This is a genomic window from Paenibacillus zeisoli, assembly GCF_003994465.1.
GTDB classification, from domain to species: domain Bacteria; phylum Bacillota; class Bacilli; order Paenibacillales; family Paenibacillaceae; genus Fontibacillus; species Fontibacillus zeisoli.
In genome coordinates this window covers 614,404-630,910 of record NZ_RZNX01000002.1, presented here as the reverse complement: position 1 = coordinate 630,910, position 16,507 = coordinate 614,404, and the positions used below count along the sequence as shown (strand labels likewise).

The 16,507-nt window shown below is 45.8% G+C and carries 12 protein-coding genes; 1 reads left to right on the top strand and 11 read right to left on the bottom strand.

The window, feature by feature from the left end; all coding sequences use genetic code 11:
• Positions 1-191: 191 nt before the first annotated feature.
• Both EJP77_RS09055 and gyrA read right to left on the bottom strand, forming a co-directional pair.
• Entirely contained in the window at positions 192-1,280 is a 1,089-nt protein-coding gene (locus EJP77_RS09055; protein WP_127198881.1) for an HD-GYP domain-containing protein, read from the bottom strand.
• Between the two features lie 160 nt (positions 1,281-1,440).
• Complete coding sequence (gyrA, locus tag EJP77_RS09050) at positions 1,441-3,978, bottom strand: DNA gyrase subunit A (RefSeq protein WP_127198880.1); 2,538 nt, start codon at positions 3,976-3,978, stop codon at positions 1,441-1,443.
• A gap of 449 nt (positions 3,979-4,427) precedes the next feature.
• On the opposite strand from gyrA, the gene EJP77_RS09045 reads away from it, so the two are divergent.
• Entirely contained in the window at positions 4,428-5,255 is an 828-nt protein-coding gene (locus EJP77_RS09045) for a YheC/YheD family protein (RefSeq protein ID WP_246021797.1), read from the top strand.
• Between the two features lie 54 nt (positions 5,256-5,309).
• Here EJP77_RS09045 and gyrB read toward each other — a convergent pair whose 3' ends face one another.
• The 9 genes from gyrB to EJP77_RS09000 form a co-directional block, all read right to left on the bottom strand.
• The gene (gene gyrB, locus EJP77_RS09040) at positions 5,310-7,220 is read right to left on the bottom strand and encodes a DNA topoisomerase (ATP-hydrolyzing) subunit B (RefSeq protein WP_127198878.1); all 1,911 of its coding nucleotides are present in this window, start codon (positions 7,218-7,220) and stop codon (positions 5,310-5,312) included.
• Positions 7,221-7,259: 39 nt separating this feature from the next.
• The gene (gene remB, locus EJP77_RS09035; RefSeq protein WP_127198877.1) at positions 7,260-7,511 is read right to left on the bottom strand and encodes an extracellular matrix regulator RemB; all 252 of its coding nucleotides are present in this window, start codon (positions 7,509-7,511) and stop codon (positions 7,260-7,262) included.
• 14 nt (positions 7,512-7,525) lie between these two features.
• On the bottom strand, positions 7,526-8,638 hold the full coding sequence (gene recF / locus EJP77_RS09030) for a DNA replication/repair protein RecF (protein ID WP_127198876.1): 1,113 nt from the start codon (positions 8,636-8,638) through the stop codon (positions 7,526-7,528).
• Between the two features lie 66 nt (positions 8,639-8,704).
• Positions 8,705-8,920: a S4 domain-containing protein YaaA gene (yaaA, locus tag EJP77_RS09025; protein ID WP_127198875.1), complete on the bottom strand. Its 216-nt coding sequence runs from the start codon at positions 8,918-8,920 to the stop codon at positions 8,705-8,707.
• Positions 8,921-8,967: 47 nt separating this feature from the next.
• Complete coding sequence (dnaN, locus tag EJP77_RS09020) at positions 8,968-10,110, bottom strand: DNA polymerase III subunit beta (RefSeq protein ID WP_127198874.1); 1,143 nt, start codon at positions 10,108-10,110, stop codon at positions 8,968-8,970.
• 294 nt (positions 10,111-10,404) lie between these two features.
• Positions 10,405-11,751: a chromosomal replication initiator protein DnaA gene (gene dnaA / locus EJP77_RS09015; protein ID WP_127198873.1), complete on the bottom strand. Its 1,347-nt coding sequence runs from the start codon at positions 11,749-11,751 to the stop codon at positions 10,405-10,407.
• 503 nt (positions 11,752-12,254) lie between these two features.
• The gene (gene gntK, locus EJP77_RS09010) at positions 12,255-13,799 is read right to left on the bottom strand and encodes a gluconokinase (RefSeq protein WP_127198872.1); all 1,545 of its coding nucleotides are present in this window, start codon (positions 13,797-13,799) and stop codon (positions 12,255-12,257) included.
• Between the two features lie 30 nt (positions 13,800-13,829).
• Positions 13,830-15,191, bottom strand: coding sequence for a GntP family permease (locus EJP77_RS09005; protein ID WP_127198871.1), 1,362 nt, complete (start codon positions 15,189-15,191; stop codon positions 13,830-13,832).
• 185 nt (positions 15,192-15,376) lie between these two features.
• On the bottom strand, positions 15,377-16,051 hold the full coding sequence (locus EJP77_RS09000; protein ID WP_127198921.1) for a GntR family transcriptional regulator: 675 nt from the start codon (positions 16,049-16,051) through the stop codon (positions 15,377-15,379).
• Between the last annotated feature and the right edge of the window lie 456 nt (positions 16,052-16,507).

Genomic DNA, 16,507 nt, shown 5'->3' with positions numbered 1-16,507 from the left:
GATCAATTTCTCATTCGTTACCGTTCGACATTATTCTTAACGTCTCGCCAGCAACTCTTATAATATAACATAGCCGCCAAGCAAAAGCAAGTTTTTTTTCAGAGGATTAAGTTTCAATCTCTTTAAAAATCATTACGCCTTTAAAAGGGGCGAAATATAATATAACCCATGCTGGCTAGCTAAGTCAAGGTCTACACAATATTTTCAATATAAAGCTGTCTTTCTTGGATCAAATTGATAATTTGTCCATTAACAGAGACAAGGGGTCTAGTAGGGTGATTACGATCAGAGAAAATGATCTCTCCGATTCGATCATCGCTTAGACGAACACGGGTCCCATTATGAAACTGAGTTACTTTATTTATAAAAGTCTGAACAATTGCCGGATCCAGCTTTCCAAAAGATTCAGATTGAAGCTGTTCCAGAACCATATAAGGAGACTGCGCCTTACGATAGCGTTTCTTGAGTGTCATAGCGTGGAAGATATCTGCTACAGCTACGATACGGGAATATACATGCATTTTGTCACCTGTTAAGCGTAGAGGGTATCCAGATCCATCTACTTTCTCGTGGTGCTGAAGAGCAGCCAACCTTACCCCTTCATTCAATGCAGCAGAATTCCTTAACATCTGATAGCCGTAAGTCGTATGCATGCGCATTTCCTCAACCTCTTCAGAAGATAAAGGCAGTGGGCTATAAAGAACCTTTGGGTCGATCTTTGCATTGCCTATGTCATGAAGAAGTCCCGCAAAGGCTACCTGCATCCAATCCTTCTGAGGCAGACCATACCACTGGGCAATCAAATAAGAGGTAAGCGCTGATAATATGCCATTGTGGTACATATAATCATATTCATTCATTCCACGGGGTGAGAAAGTCAGCACATTATAGTGTCTAAGCTGTGCAATTAATGCCTCTAACTGATTTCGTAGGTCAAGTACAGGAAGCTCCGACGCCAGAATGGATTGAAAGGAACTCTTAATCAAGTTGAGCATTCTGTCATACTCGGTATGCAGCTGATCCTGTGGAGACTTTTCCAATGCTTCTACCGCTGTGCTCTGCGCCTGGGCCTGTCCGTTCTTCCCAGCGTCCTTGCCTGCAACAGACTTCGATTCACTGCCTTCTACCTCAACCTGTTGAATGAGAAAAGCTTGGAGAATATCCAAGTCCCGGGGGAGGAGAATTTTTCCTTTATTAAAAAGAACCCCGCCCAGCGGAGTATGTACAGCTGATGCAATCTTCACACCAGGTTTGAGATCTACTACAGGGATACTAGCCATGATGGTATCATACCTCGCAAATTTAGACTTATTCGAAAAGAGTGAATAGATATATTCATAATATTTTTCCGTCATATCCATTATATTACGCTACCCGCTTCGCCTACAATCAAAAAAAGAGGCCCCCATGTTGGGAGCCCTTCTTAATTAATTATTAAGCTTATTCCTCAGTGTCATCTATTTCCGGAATAACTATCTCTTCACTCTCTGTAAGATCCAATAAATCTTCCGGTCCCGGTAAGGATACTTCCTCGTCCAGAAGCTCCTCAGCCTCTTCCGTCTTATCCGTACGGCATACCGTAGCTACAGAATCCTCATCCCGGATGTTGATCAGCCTTACGCCCTGCGTATTGCGTCCCATGGTTGAAATTCCAGCCATACTTGTACGGATCAACGTGCCGCTGCTCGTAATGATCATCAGATCTTCCTCATCCTTGACGACCTTCAAACCTACCACCGAGCCATTCTTCTCGGTTACATTGATTGTCTTAATCCCTTTACCGCCACGGCTTTGTATCCGGTATTCTCCGACTGGAGTACGTTTACCATAGCCTTTGGTAGTAACAATAAGGACATCCTGCTCAGGATCTACAATATCCATGCCGATTAGCTGATCATTCTCATCCAAAGTAATCCCTTTAACCCCGGTTGCACTTCTTCCCATGGAACGAACATCACCTTCGGAGAAGCGAATTGACATTCCCTGAGCTGTACCCATGATTAACTCCTGCCCGGAATGTGTCAGCTTCACTTCAATCAGATCATCGTCATCCCGAAGGTTGATAGCTATAAGCCCACCTTTACGGATATTCACATAATCATCCAGAGGTGTTTTCTTAACAATCCCTTGTCTAGTAGCAAAGAACAAGTGTTTGTCCTCTTCAAATTTCTCGACTGGGATAACCGCATTCACTGTCTCACCCTGTTCGATTTGAATCAGGTTGATGATAGGTGTCCCGCGAGCTGTTCGTCCCAGCTCTGGAATCTCATAGGCCTTAATTCGATATGCCTTACCTTTGTCTGTAAAGAACATGAGGTAATGGTGTGAATTCGTGACAAACAAGTGTTCAACAAAGTCGCTGTCCTTGGTATCCATACCAATGACCCCGCGGCCGCCCCGCTTCTGACTGCGGTATGTCGATACTGGCAGACGCTTGATGTAACCTGTATGAGTAATCGTAATGACCACATCTTCTCTTGGAATTAGATCCTCATCCAGAATACTCTCTTCTCCCACGGTAATTACCGTGCGGCGCTCATCTGCATATTTGTCTTTAATCTCTTGAAGCTCCCCGTCAATAATCTCTAGAACAAGGGACTCATTCGCAAGAATCTCACGATATTCTGCAATCTTCTGAAGAAGTTCATTGTATTCATTCTCGATCTTCTCACGTTCTAGTCCTGTCAGGCGCTGTAGACGCATATCCAGAATCGCTTGTGCCTGTTCAAAGCTAAGTCCAAAGCGTTCAATCAAGCCTTCACGGGCAATCTCCCCGGTCTGGGAGCTTCGGATCAGCTTGATGACTTCATCCAGATGGTCAAGAGCAATCCGCAGACCCTCGAGAATATGGGCACGAGCCTCCGCCTTCTTCAAGTCGAATTCGGTCCGGCGGCGTATAACTTCAATCTGGTGCTGCAGATAGTAATGGAGTACTTCACGCAGCGTCAGAATCCTTGGTTCTTTGTTGACAATGGCAAGCATGTTAATTCCAAAAGTGGACTGCATCGACGTATGCTTGTACAGGTTATTGAGCACTACATTCGGATTGACATCCCTGCGCAGCTCAATCACAATACGCATTCCATTACGGTCAGACTCATCTCTCAGGTCGGTTATTCCCTCAATCCGCTTCTCACGAACGAGTTCAGCAATTTTCTCCACCAGACGCGCCTTGTTAACCTGGTAAGGGATCTCGTGCACAATAATTCTTGCCTTGTTGTTGTTCTCTTCTATTGTTGCGTTAGCCCGCATCGTTACGGAGCCACGGCCTGTTGTGTAAGCTTGACGTATTCCTGAACGTCCGAGAATGAATCCGGCCGTCGGGAAATCCGGCCCACTGATGTAATCCATTAATTCAAGCGATGTAATCTCCGGATTCTTAATAAGGGCCTGCACACCGTCAATAACCTCTCCAAGGTTATGCGGCGGTATATTCGTAGCCATGCCCACGGCAATCCCAGTAACCCCGTTAACCAATAGGTTAGGAAACCGAGCTGGAAGTACAACAGGCTCACTCTCTTCCCCATCATAATTGGGCATAAAGTCAATGGTTTCTTTGTTGATATCACGCAGCATCTCCATAGCGATCTTGGAGAGACGTGCCTCGGTATAACGCATAGCAGCTGCCATATCACCGTCAATCGAACCAAAGTTACCATGACCATCGACAAGCATATTACGCATTGCAAAGTCTTGGGCCATACGCACCATGGATTCATAAACCGCACTATCACCATGTGGGTGGTACTTACCTATAACTTCGCCTACGATTCTGGCTGACTTCTTATATGGCTTGTCCGGCGACATGCCAAGATCACTCATTGCGTATAGAATGCGTCGGTGAACCGGCTTAAGCCCATCCCGCACATCCGGCAGGGCACGGCTAACAATGATGCTCATTGCGTAATCCATAAAGGATTCGCGCATCTCTACGCCAATATCCCGATCTATAATTTGCGAGCTATTCTCTTCCGCCATGCTGGACCTCCTTAAATATCTTACCCATGCCTAATAATCGCTGTATGGTATGGAGTGGACAAAGGTTGACTTATCACTCCAATTAACAAAAAAATTACAAACCATAAACTGAAATATATTCATTCTCCCTATGTATAGAAAAAGCTCACAAGAGCTTGAAACGGAGGAAAACTCCAACATTTATTATATTACTTTCACAAATCAAGCACAATTAAACGTTGATAGCCAGGCGGCCCTCTTCTCCCTCACGTTTGATGAAAAATGGGGATGTGTCCACTCCCATTGTTCACCTTTCACATACACTAGGATATAGGCATTTCCTCATTCCTTTAAAAAACCTGAAAAATCCCCATATCCTATAATTATATCATTGTTTTTCTCTTCTGTCCTATGTTTTTCATCTCCAGTGGATGACCATTCTCCTAGAAATGAAAGGAAGGAAGCTGACCTTGAGTATTCAACGAATAGCGAGCAAATGGAAGAAGACACAGATTATCCTGCAGCTACCCAACCTGCAGCCTTATATTCCTGAAACCCGAAAGTTCTCGGTAGAGGACCTGAGAGCTATGATTCATCAATACGGGCTTATATATATTAAGCCTGACAGAGGAACTTACGGAAATGGGGTCATGAGCGCGGAGTACTACCTGGCTGCTCCGGAAAAGAACGGAGAAATTGAAAATGAAGCAAACCTGGTAAAGGAGAGCCCTGCTCCCCAGTATAAATTACGATTTGGAATCCAAAGTCAGATTTACAATACCTTTGAAGAGCTGCATTCTGCCCTCATGGATAAAATCAAAAAGCGCGATTATCTGATCCAGCAAGGTATTCATCTGCTGACATACCATCGGCGGAAGTTCGACATCCGGGTACTGGTTCAGAAAAATTTAAAAAGGGAGTGGGAGACCACCGGTTATATCGCGCGTCTGGGCGCCCTCCAGAAGATTATAACCAACCATCATGGCGGAGGTACCTCCTACCCGGTTGAACAGCTCCTAAGCCCTCATATGGACGAGAGACAGCTTGAATTATTACTCTCGGAGCTTCGGCAAATAGGCACACAGGTAGGCTATCAACTTCAGCATGCTTATCCCAGACTCAAAGAGCTTGGCCTTGATATAGCCGTCGATGCTGAATTTAAAGCGTGGATTCTAGAGGTGAATACCCTGCCAGCACTGTTCCCCTTTAAAGAGCTCAAGGATAAAAGGATTTATAGACGGATCAGGAGGTACGCGGTCCATTACGGGAGACTTAAGAAAAGCAAGGTTACATCCTAAGCCGCTCTCGGCACAAAAAATAAAGCCGCAGCCTGGGCTGCAGCTCTGTATGAATTAAAAGTCTAGATTGGTCACATACTTGGCATGTTCCTGAATGAAATCACGGCGCGGTTCAACATTATCGCCCATCAGCGTATCAAAAATGGCATCAGCCTGAATCGCATCAGCAATCGATACCTGCTGCATGGTCCGGCTCTCCGGATCCATCGTTGTCTCCCAGAGCTGGGTAGCATTCATCTCACCCAGACCCTTATAACGCTGGATGTTGAATTTGGCATTCTCGCCGAATTCGGCAATAATCTCGTCGCGTTCTCTCTCGGAACCTGCGTAGCGCACCACTTTGTTCCGTTCAATCTTGAAAAGCGGCGGCTGAGCAATGTAGACATAACCGGCATCGATAATTTTGCGCATGTAACGGTAAAAGAAAGTAAGCATCAAGGTCCGAATATGAGCTCCATCCACGTCTGCATCCGTCATAATAATAACTTTGTGATAGCGGGCCTTGGCAATATCAAAGTCATCGCCGATCCCCGTGCCGAGAGCTGTTATAATCGCCCGAATCTCGGCATTTCCAAGGATCCGGTCAAGGCGGGCCTTCTCCACATTCAGGATCTTACCCCGCAGCGGGAGAATGGCCTGGAAGTGACGGTCCCGTCCCTGCTTGGCTGAGCCTCCGGCAGAGTCTCCCTCAACAATGTAGAGCTCACTGATTGCGGCATCCTTGGATGAACAGTCAGCAAGCTTACCCGGAAGTGAGCTGACTTCAAGTGCACTCTTGCGCCGTGTCAGTTCACGTGCTTTACGAGCCGCTTCGCGTGCGCGGGAAGCTTGGAGAGCCTTTTCCAGAATGCGCTTGGCTACGGAAGGATTCTCCTCCATAAACTCTTGCAGCTTCTCCGCAAATAAGGACTCGACAATCCCGCGGACTTCACTGTTACCGAGCTTGGTCTTGGTCTGACCTTCAAACTGCGGCTCAGGGATTTTGACAGAGATAATAGCGGTTAGGCCTTCCCGTACATCATCACCTGTGAGGTTGGAGTCATTGTCCTTGATTAGGTTATATTTGCGTGCATAATCGTTAATAATCCGGGTGAGTGCACTCTTAAAGCCCGATTCATGAGTCCCGCCCTCATGGGTATTAATATTATTAGCAAAAGAATAAATATTCTCCGTATAGCTGTCATTGTACTGCAGCGCTACTTCAACCTGAATCATATCTCTTGCGCCTTCGACATAGATCGGCGTTTCATGAAGAGCTTCGCGATTCTGATTCAGAAACTGGACATACTCTCCGATACCGCCCTCGTATTTGAACGCATTGGATTGCCCCGTACGTTCGTCATGCAGGGAGATGGAGATGCCTTTGTTCAGGAATGCCAATTCACGAATACGAGTAAGGAGAATATCATATTCAAACACTGTAGTTTCGGTAAAAATCTCCGGATCTGGCGTGAACGTAGTCTTCGTCCCCGTCTCCTCGGAATCCCCTATAATACGGATATCATATTGAGGGGCTCCCCGATGGTATTCCTGCTGATAAATGTGCCCGTCACGCTTAACCTCGACGACAACCTTCTCGGAAAGAGCGTTCACTACGGATACACCTACACCGTGCAGACCGCCGGATACTTTGTATCCTCCACCGCCAAATTTACCTCCGGCATGCAGGACAGTCATGACAACTTCCAGGGTGGAGCGTTTCAGCTTGGGATGCTCACCGACAGGGATGCCTCGCCCGTTATCAATAACCGTCACACTATTATCCTGGTGCACGATAACGTCAATATGGTCAGCATAGCCTCCAAGTGCTTCATCGATACTATTGTCTACGATCTCCCATACCAGATGATGAAGACCTCTAGAGCTGGTTGAACCTATATACATACCTGGACGTTTCCGTACGGCCTCAAGACCCTCAAGCACCTGTATCTGATTTTCATCATAGGATTGTTCATTCATCGACATGCCTTCACCTGCTTCTTTTATTGAGATTCAGTTCTTACCTCACGCATTTGCAAAAAATTGATGCGCACGCTTCTTAAGCGTTGCTGAGGAAATGGGGGAGTAGTACACGGTTTGCTTGGTCACCACGATGGACTTCGGTTCTTCCTCGCTGATGTGAACCACCTGCTTGTTCTTCTGGGCATAGGTCACGAACTGCTTGGATATCTTCGAAGACTTCTCGATAGAAATATCAAAAATAGCGACAAGCTCGGCAGATGAAACAATCTTCTCACCGCCTAAATGAATGTACATACCGTCCCTCCATTCTAGCTGTTTACTTGTCCCTCTTGGACATGATAAATACTGGCGTCCTTCAGCTTGCCGGCATTAATAGTCTCTATACCGGTTGCGGTAATGAACGTCTGTACTTTGCTTTGAAAAGTCTCGATCAATTGAGTCTGACGATAAGGATCAAGCTCAGAGAGAACATCGTCGAGCAGAAGAACCGGATACTCACCGATCTCCTCATGAATCAGCTCAATCTCAGCTAGCTTGAGAGAAAGTGCCGTTGTTCTCTGCTGGCCCTGGGATCCATACACTTGTGCTTCTTTGCCGTTGATATAGAAGGCTAGATCATCCCGGTGCGGTCCCGCAAGAGTCATGCCCCTCCGTATCTCCTGATCCTTCATTTGTGATAACTTTATCATAAACTGCCGCAATAAGACAGCTTCATCTTCTTCCTCAGCCTCACCGAAAGACGGCAGATAGATCAACTCCAGCCTCTCGGTCCCATTGGTGATTCCCTGGTGAATATCCGAGGCCCACTTTTGCAGTTTTCTTATGAATTGTTTCCGTTTCTTTATGATTTTAACACCATGCTCGGCGAGCTGCTCGTTCCATATTTCAAGCATGGTGGTCATATCGCTGCCGCCTCCCCAGGACTGCTTGAGCATATTATTGCGCTGAATCAGCACCTTCTGATACTGCTGCAGATGATATAAGTAGCTGGGTGTGACTTGGCCGATCTCCATGTCTAGGAACCTTCGTCTGATGCCTGGTGTTCCTTTTACGATTTCAAGATCCTCAGGTGCGAACATCACCACATTAAGTGCCCCGATAAAATCACTCAGCTTACGCTGCTCAAGGCCATTAATCTTTGCCTTCTTGCCCTGAGAAGAAAGCCTGAGCTCCAAGTTAACAGCTCCATACTTCTTGTCCACCTCAGCAGCAAGCTGGGCAGCATTCTGCTGGAACCCGATCAGCTCTTTATCCTTTGAAGTCCGGTGTGACTTGGTTAATGCCAGTACGAATATGGCTTCCAGCAGATTCGTCTTGCCTTGGGCATTGCGGCCAATCATGAGATTGACACTTCCAAACGAATCAAGCGTCAGCTCATCATAGTTGCGGAAATGCTGTAAGCTTAAATTTTTGACGAACATTGAACGGTTTCCCCCTCATCTTACGCTGCCTGTGCATAGGGCAGTAGCTCCGATTATCAGGGATTGTTACTTAGCAGCAACCTGAAAAGTCCCGCAGCCTTCCACCTCGACGAGGTCGCCTGGATACAGCTTGCGTCCCCGGCGTTCCTCCAGTTCCTGGTTCACCTTCACCGCACCGTCCTGCAGCAGGGCTTTAGCCATTCCGCCTGTCGGCACGCAGTCTGCCAGCTTCAGAAATTGATCCAGCTTAATAAACTCACTGTGGATAAGTATCTCCTTCATGCCAAAATTCCTTTCTCCTGCAGTTATCAACAGGTGCATAACTTTTTTTAGTTGGTGGTGCGGTAAGGAAGAATCAAATATAAGCTGCGACTTTCATCAACCGGCTTCACAATAATTGGGCTCATTGGACCGGTAAAGCCAATATGGAGCTGCTCACTCTCCACGACCTTGAGAACATCAAGCATATATTTGGAGTTAAAAGAGATACGCAGCGGATCCCCATTAAATTCAGCAACCTCCAGCTGCTCTGTTACTTTACCCAGCTCCGATGAGCTGGAGGAAATCTCTATTGTACCATCTTCCAGTGTCTGAAGCCGAACAATATTGGTCTTCTCCTCACGAGAGAGAAGGTATGCCCGGTCAATAGATTCGCTCAGCTTCTTGGTATCAAGTACAAGTTCTGTCTTGTAGTTGGTCGGAATAATCTTAGAAGTATCGGGATAGGTACCGTCTAATATACGTGAATAGAACAGGACACGGTCAATTTTGAACAATACCTGATTATCGGCAACGACGATGTCCACGCGCGTATTCTGATCTGGAATGATTTTGCTGAGCTCGTTCAGTGTCTTACCGGAAATAACGATATTGCTGAATTTTACGTTATCAGCATCTTCTAGCGGTGCAGTCCGGCTGGCCAGGCGGTGACGGTCTGTCGCAACGAATTTGAACAGACTATCACTCAAATTCCAGAGCACCCCGGTAAGAATAGGCGTTGTCTCTTGAGTGGAAATGGAGAATACGGTCTGCTTGATCATATTCCGAAGAAGATCGCCGGGGATCGAAATCACCTGATCCTCTTCAATGCTTGGCAGAACCGGGAATTCCTCCGGATCCAAACCTACCAGCTGAATGTCTGTGGAACCTGAGCGGATAAAGGTCTGAAATCCGTCCTTAACCTCCATCTCGATCTCTTGGGATGGCAGCTTCTTAATAATTTCCACAAAAAACTTGGCTGGGAGCACAACACTACCCGGACGCTCCACCTGAACAATGGTTTTCTTGTCGTCTTCAGCGGGAATGAATGCCTGAATGGAAATATCCGTATCACTTGCGGTCAGAATGACCCCTTGAAAATTCACTTCCAGCTTAATACCGGTAAGGATGGGGATGGTTGTCCGGCTGGAAATAGCTTTGGATACATGCTGGATGGATTCATTAAGATCATTTTTTAAGATGCGAATTTTCATGTTTTCAACTCCTAAACGTTTTATCAGGCATAAGTTTGAAATCTATGGCATAAGCTTTTGTAAGCTGATTTTTGGGGTTGCCGTTTTTAAATGGTCTGGGGATATTGTATCCGCACTTGTTATGAAGAAGTATATCTTTTAATTAATTATAGAAGTAGTAGGGGGCCTGAATATGTGGATAACCAGGCTAAAGACATAAAACGAAGCCTATTCACATGTGTATAAATTGTGCATAGGCTTTTGTGGTTTTTTGCTGAATTTTTATGCTGTTGGGACCAGCTAAGTTCCATATGTTTAGGAGGAATTTTTAATTTTCTCCGTTAAGGTATTAATGACTTTGTACAGCTCCTGATCGACCTTCAAATGCTGGGTGATCTTCTCATGAGCATGGATAACCGTTGTATGGTCACGCCCTCCGAATGCATCTCCAATCTTGGGAAGAGAATAATCGGTTAACTCCCGGGATAAATACATCGCAATCTGCCTCGGAAAAGCAATAGCTTTTGTCCGTTTGCGGGCTTTGAAATCTTCCATCCTCAAATTGTAATAATCCCCGACCTTCTGCTGGATATCCTGGATGGTGATCATCTTAGGTCTGCTTGAAGGAATGATATCCTTGAGCGCTTCTGCAGCCAAATGCGTTGTAACATCCTGATTAATTAGCGACGAATAGGCGACTACACGGATTAAAGCACCCTCAAGTTCACGAATGTTCGTATCGATCTGATTCGCGATATACATCATAGCTTCGTTGGGGATGTCCAGATTCTCCGCCTTCGCCTTCTTCCGAAGGATCGCAATCCGGGTCTCCAGATCCGGTGGCTGAATATCGGTAATGAGTCCCCATTCAAACCGGGATCTGAGCCGCTCCTCGAGTGTCGGAATTTCTTTTGGCGGGCGGTCACTTGAGATAATAATCTGCTTACGCTCTTCATGCAGCGCGTTGAAGGTATGGAAGAACTCCTCCTGGGTAGACTCTTTGCCGGCTAGGAACTGAATATCGTCGATCAGCAGAATATCGATATTCCGGTACTTGTTACGGAAGCTCTCCGCGCGGTTGTCCCGGATGGAGTTAATGAACTCATTCGTAAATTTCTCGGAAGAAATATAAACGACTTTGCTGCTTGGGCTGTGCTCCAGAATATAGTGCCCGATTGCATGCATAAGGTGCGTCTTGCCAAGTCCTACTCCTCCATACAAAAAAAGAGGGTTGTACGCACGGGCTGGGGCTTCGGCCACAGCAAGCGAAGCTGCATGTGCAAAACGGTTGCCTGAACCAATAACAAACGTGTCGAACGTATATTTCGGATTAAGCATATGGGAGATCGTATCTTCACTTGGAACGGGAGGTGGCGTCTGAGTCTGGGGAAGGCTGGGCTCAGTGGGTCTTGATTCCTCAATGACAAAGGAGACATCAACCTGCTTGCCCATGATTTCCATGACGGTAGTTGCTACCAGCTTGGTGTAGCGGCTCTCCAGCCATTCCACTGCAAAAGTAGTTGGAGCGGAAATGACGATAGTCTGATCTGTAAGGGAGACCGCTTTGGTTGCTTTAAACCAAGTGTCATAACTCGGCTTGCTCAGCTTGGTTTGGATGATGGATAAAATTTGTTGCCATATTTCAGAAGTATGGCTGTCCACAGACTGTCACTCCTTTAGAATCTTCCAATTGTGGTTAAAGCCATGCGTGGAATGTCGAAAAAAACTGAAATATGGGGGAATTATCCCCATTAATCAGTGAAACGGAAGGATATACACAAAGTATAATTTCAAATTGTTCACAATTTTATCCACAGGCTGTTGATAAACATATACGAAAAACTAAGATATTCACACAGAAAACAATTCAATCATAGCAAAAGAAGTGTTATATTTCAACGTAAAGCAGGAATTTATCCACAAATTCAATAACTTGTGTATAAATATAATTCACACCACTACATATTGTTTATAAATTGTTTAAATTTCGACAGAGCTCGTAGAAAATCAAAAAAAATTATGCACAGGTTGTTATAAAAAAATAACCGGCTGTCCCCAATCGATCGGGTTCAGCCGGTTTTATATTTCTATATAGAAGCTCGATTTTTGAGCTAAAATTTTCTGAAAATCGTTCGATTTTCAGTTATACACAGTAGGAGAGGGCATCAATGATCCAAAATTTTTCGTTGAATTTTGGATATCGCTGCGTACTCTTCCTCCAAATTGCGAGAAATACGGATATAGATCGGGAGCAGCTCCTGATACATCTCCACGTTCTCCTGGATCGGCGTATGACGATGCGTCGGCCCCACCATAGTTGAGACTATGGAAAGGGAGTCCACTTTACCCAGCGCATAGAGTCCAAGCACTACAGCACCTAGACAGGAGCTCTCAAAGCTCTCTGGAACAATCACTTCCTGATCAAAGATATCCGCCATCATTTGGCGCCAAATCGGCGACCTGGCGAAACCGCCTGTAGCCTGGATGACGGAAGGCTCCATTTGCTCCTTCATGGCCAGCAGGACGGTATACAGGTTGAAGATGACACCTTCCAGAACTGCACGAACCATGTGCTCCTTCTTATGATGAAGAGTCAGCCCGAAGAAGGAACCACGGGCATCCGGGTTCCAGAGCGGGGCTCTTTCCCCGGTCAAATAAGGATGGAAGAGCAAGCCATCAGAGCCGGGCCGCACTCTTTCGGCGATTTTGGTCAGAACATCATAAGGGTTGATTCCGAGTCTCTTGGCCGTCTCCACCTCGGAGGCCGCGAATTCGTCACGAACCCAGCGGAAGATCATCCCGCCGTTATTGACCGGGCCGCCAATGACCCACTGCTTGTCCGTTAAAGCATAGCAGAACGTTCTCCCTTTGGGATCGGTAACAGGCCGGTCTACAACCGTCCGAATAGCTCCGCTTGTGCCGATGGTTGCAGCCAGAACTCCTGGCTCTATAGCATTGACCCCTAAATTGGACAGCACCCCGTCACTGGCTCCGATGACAAAAGGGGTTGATGGCAGCAAACCCATCACCCCTGCATATATTGGATCCAGCTTGTCCAGCTTGTAGGTCGTCGGCACGAGCTGCGAAAGATGGCCTCTCGTAATTCCTGCCGTACGCAGCGCTTCTTCATCCCAATCGAGCTGCTGTAAGTTCAGCAGCCCGGTAGAAGAAGCGATGGAGTGGTCAACTACGTATTCATGGAACAGCTTAGCCGTTACGTATTCTTTAATAGAAATAAATTTGCTAGTACGTTTGAAAATTTCCGGATGATCTTCACGCAGCCAGATCAGCTTGGTGAGAGGGGACATCGGATGAACCGGTGTCCCTGTTCGCAAATAAATTTCATGTCCACCCATTTCGTGCTTGAGCTTGGCCGCCCAGGCGGCACTGCGGTTATCCGCCCAGGTGATACAAGCTGTGAGTGGTGTGCCATTCTCGTCAACAGCAATGATACTGTGCATCGCAGAGCTGAAAGCCCCAAACATAATTTGTTCCGGCCTTACTCCGCTTTTAACCATGACTTGCTGCACAGATTGCAGTACGGCATTAAAGATCTGCTCAGGATCCTGTTCAGCTACAGAGGAACTTGGCGTGTGCAGGGGATATTCGTTCGTTGCCGAGGTAATAACCCTGCCGTTCTCTTCAAATAAAACAGCCTTCGTGCTGGTTGTACCCATATCGATACCTATCATATAGTTGATGAAATTCATTTGTGTACCTTCTTTCTGTAATCCTGTGCCTTACATGAAGGCGCTGAGGATAAGGATGAGAACGAGTCCCATTACGGATAAGAGTGTCTCCATGACTGTCCAAGATTTGAGGGTTTGAGGGACGGTCATATTGAAGAATTCCTTAACCATCCAGAAGCCTGCATCATTCACATGTGACAAAATAATCGAACCCGCACCCGTCGCAAGAACGACCAGTTCTACGTTAGCACCCGGATTCAGAGCCAGGACTGGAGCAACAATGCCTGCAGCTGTGGTCATCGCCACTGTAGCAGATCCGGTTGCCACACGGATTAGTGCAGCTACAAGCCATGCGAACAGGATTACGTTAATATGCGCGCTGGTTGCCATCTCGGCAATCGCAGTACCTACACCACTGTTGATCAATACCTGCTTGAATGCGCCGCCTGCACCAATAATTAAAATAATGGTTGCCGTTGGGGCCAAGCATTCACTGGTGAATTTGCTAATATCCTCTTTGGAGAATTTTCTTGCGAATCCCAATGAGAAGAAGGAGAAGACTGCCGCAATGAGCAGCGCAATAATTTCATGGCCAATAAATTCACAGAAGCGGGTGAAACCATACGCTGCTTCTGGATCCAAAATATTGGCTACAGAGCCAATCAACATCAAGATTACGGGAAGAAGAATAGTGAACAGCGTAATACCAAAGCCAGGAAGACCCCGGTCACTCTTAAGGGAGAACTGCTCAGCCAATTTTGCCGGCGGTTCAACCTTGATACGTTTACCAATATATTTACCGAACAAAGGACCAGCGAAAATGGCTACAGGCAAGCCGACTAGAATTGAGTACAGAATAGTTTTGCCAAGATCCGCTTGATAAGCATCGATAGCAATCATAGGAGCCGGATGCGGGGGTACCAGGCCATGAACCGTAGACAGACCGGCTAAGATTGGAATCCCGATTTGAAGAAGGGACATTTTGGTCTTCTTAGCTACCGTAAATACAATTGGAATTAAGAGAATAACGCCGACTTCGAAAAAGACAGGAATACCCACAATAAAACCGACGAACATCATAGCCCAGTGAACCCGTTTCTCACCGAATCTATTCACTAAAGTTGTAGCAATTTGCTCAGCGCCGCCGGATTCGGCCATCATTTTGCCGAGCATGGTACCAAGCCCAATGACAATCGCGATAGTTCCCAGTGTTCCGCCAAGGCCGCCAGTTAGAGATTTAATGACCTCTTCAGGCTTCATACCGGCAAGCAGACCAAGCATTAATGCCGAAATCAGCAGAGTAACGAAGGGATTCCATTTATATTTTGAGATCAGGACAATTAGAAAAACAATGGCGATGAGTGTCCATATTAACAAGGTAACATTATGACTTAACCCGAAGATGCTATTCATGTAGTAGTGCTCCTTTTTATTATGAGTTTAAAACGCTTACAATTATTACTCATTTGATTTATAAGGTTAGCTATTCCGAGATTTCTTATTCTGTATACTTGTCGACAAGTTGAACGGAGAGAAGCTGATGCTTCTACAATAGGGACTGATACTAAATAAAATATTTTGTTCACTCCACATGACTGCTAACGAGGGAAGCTATGATGAAGAGTGCTGTGAGAATCCGAGAAGTATTCACGAACTACCTCTTCAATGCGCTCAGGGTTCTTGGACTCTAGTCCCTCAATAAGGATACGGTGCTTATTTACCACGAATTGAACCTTATCCTCTCCTTCAGAGAACACCTCTTCAGTAGTGACAAGCATTACGGTCATCACGATATGACGAATGCTCTTCCAAAGATGGAGAATCCGGGTATGGTCTGCTTCCAGAATCATGGCTTCGTGGAACGATAAATCCTGAAATGAAAAGTCAACTACATCCCGATGTTTGGCAGCCAGCTCCATTTTGTCAATAGTTTGCTTTAATGAAGGAATCAGGCCCGTTAATTTCTTTAACGGCAGCCGCTGCTGTACAAAGCTTTCTATAAGATAGCGTACATCGTACAGTTCCTCTACATTCTTGAGGCTGAGTCCCAGAACTACAGCTCCCATTCGTTCTAACCGAATAAGTCCTTCGCCCGAGAGCGTTCTCATAGCTTCGCGAACTGGGGATCGGCTCGTACCAAAATCCGCTGCAATGCGGTTCTCGGACAGGATTTCACCGGCCTTTACCGTACCTTTTATAATTTGCAATCTGAGTTCACAAGCGATCGATTCACCCAGTGAAGCTCCTTGGAGCCACGAAGAAGGATAATGCATCATCCATAACTCTCCTATCAAAAATTCGAGTATACGTAATTAAACGCGTAACCCGATCTTAGCATAGTTTCGTTATCGGCTTCCAGAATTCTACCTGATGATCGCCTTTCATCATCTCCTTTAAGACATTAGGTATACTTGTATACAACTTATACTAACCCAGACCTCATGATCTGTAAACCAAAAATGTAAGCGATACCACAGTTATTTTTTTCCTGGTGTAATCAGTAATGTATAAGACGCTTAGTCTCGACTAAAATAATTATGCACATGTGAATAAATAGTTTTAACCGCCTGAAGTGCTCAATTATTGTGGATAAGTAAATTGCTGCAGAGTTATCCACCGAAAAACTTAGTTTTTTGTTCTGAAATGGAAGGGTCTCTGGTTGACTTTATGAGGGTTTCGTGGTTAAATGTAAAAAGGCTTTTTCTGCGGTGTTTTTAAAGTAAGAAGAA

What these genes read in the sequence shown, in the direction of transcription:
- EJP77_RS09055 (WP_127198881.1), bottom strand. Translation starts at nt 1,280, where the DNA reads ATGGCTAGTATCCCTGTAGTAGATCTCAAACCTGGTGTGAAGATTGCA.
- gyrA (WP_127198880.1), bottom strand. Translation starts at nt 3,978, where the DNA reads ATGGCGGAAGAGAATAGCTCGCAAATTATAGATCGGGATATTGGCGTA.
- gyrB (WP_127198878.1), bottom strand. Translation starts at nt 7,220, where the DNA reads ATGTCGATGAATGAACAATCCTATGATGAAAATCAGATACAGGTGCTT.
- remB (WP_127198877.1), bottom strand. Translation starts at nt 7,511, where the DNA reads ATGTACATTCATTTAGGCGGTGAGAAGATTGTTTCATCTGCCGAGCTT.
- recF (WP_127198876.1), bottom strand. Translation starts at nt 8,638, where the DNA reads ATGTTCGTCAAAAATTTAAGCTTACAGCATTTCCGCAACTATGATGAG.
- yaaA (WP_127198875.1), bottom strand. Translation starts at nt 8,920, where the DNA reads ATGAAGGAGATACTTATCCACAGTGAGTTTATTAAGCTGGATCAATTT.
- dnaN (WP_127198874.1), bottom strand. Translation starts at nt 10,110, where the DNA reads ATGAAAATTCGCATCTTAAAAAATGATCTTAATGAATCCATCCAGCAT.
- gntK (WP_127198872.1), bottom strand. Translation starts at nt 13,799, where the DNA reads ATGAATTTCATCAACTATATGATAGGTATCGATATGGGTACAACCAGC.
- EJP77_RS09005 (WP_127198871.1), bottom strand. Translation starts at nt 15,191, where the DNA reads ATGAATAGCATCTTCGGGTTAAGTCATAATGTTACCTTGTTAATATGG.
- EJP77_RS09000 (WP_127198921.1), bottom strand. Translation starts at nt 16,051, where the DNA reads ATGCATTATCCTTCTTCGTGGCTCCAAGGAGCTTCACTGGGTGAATCG.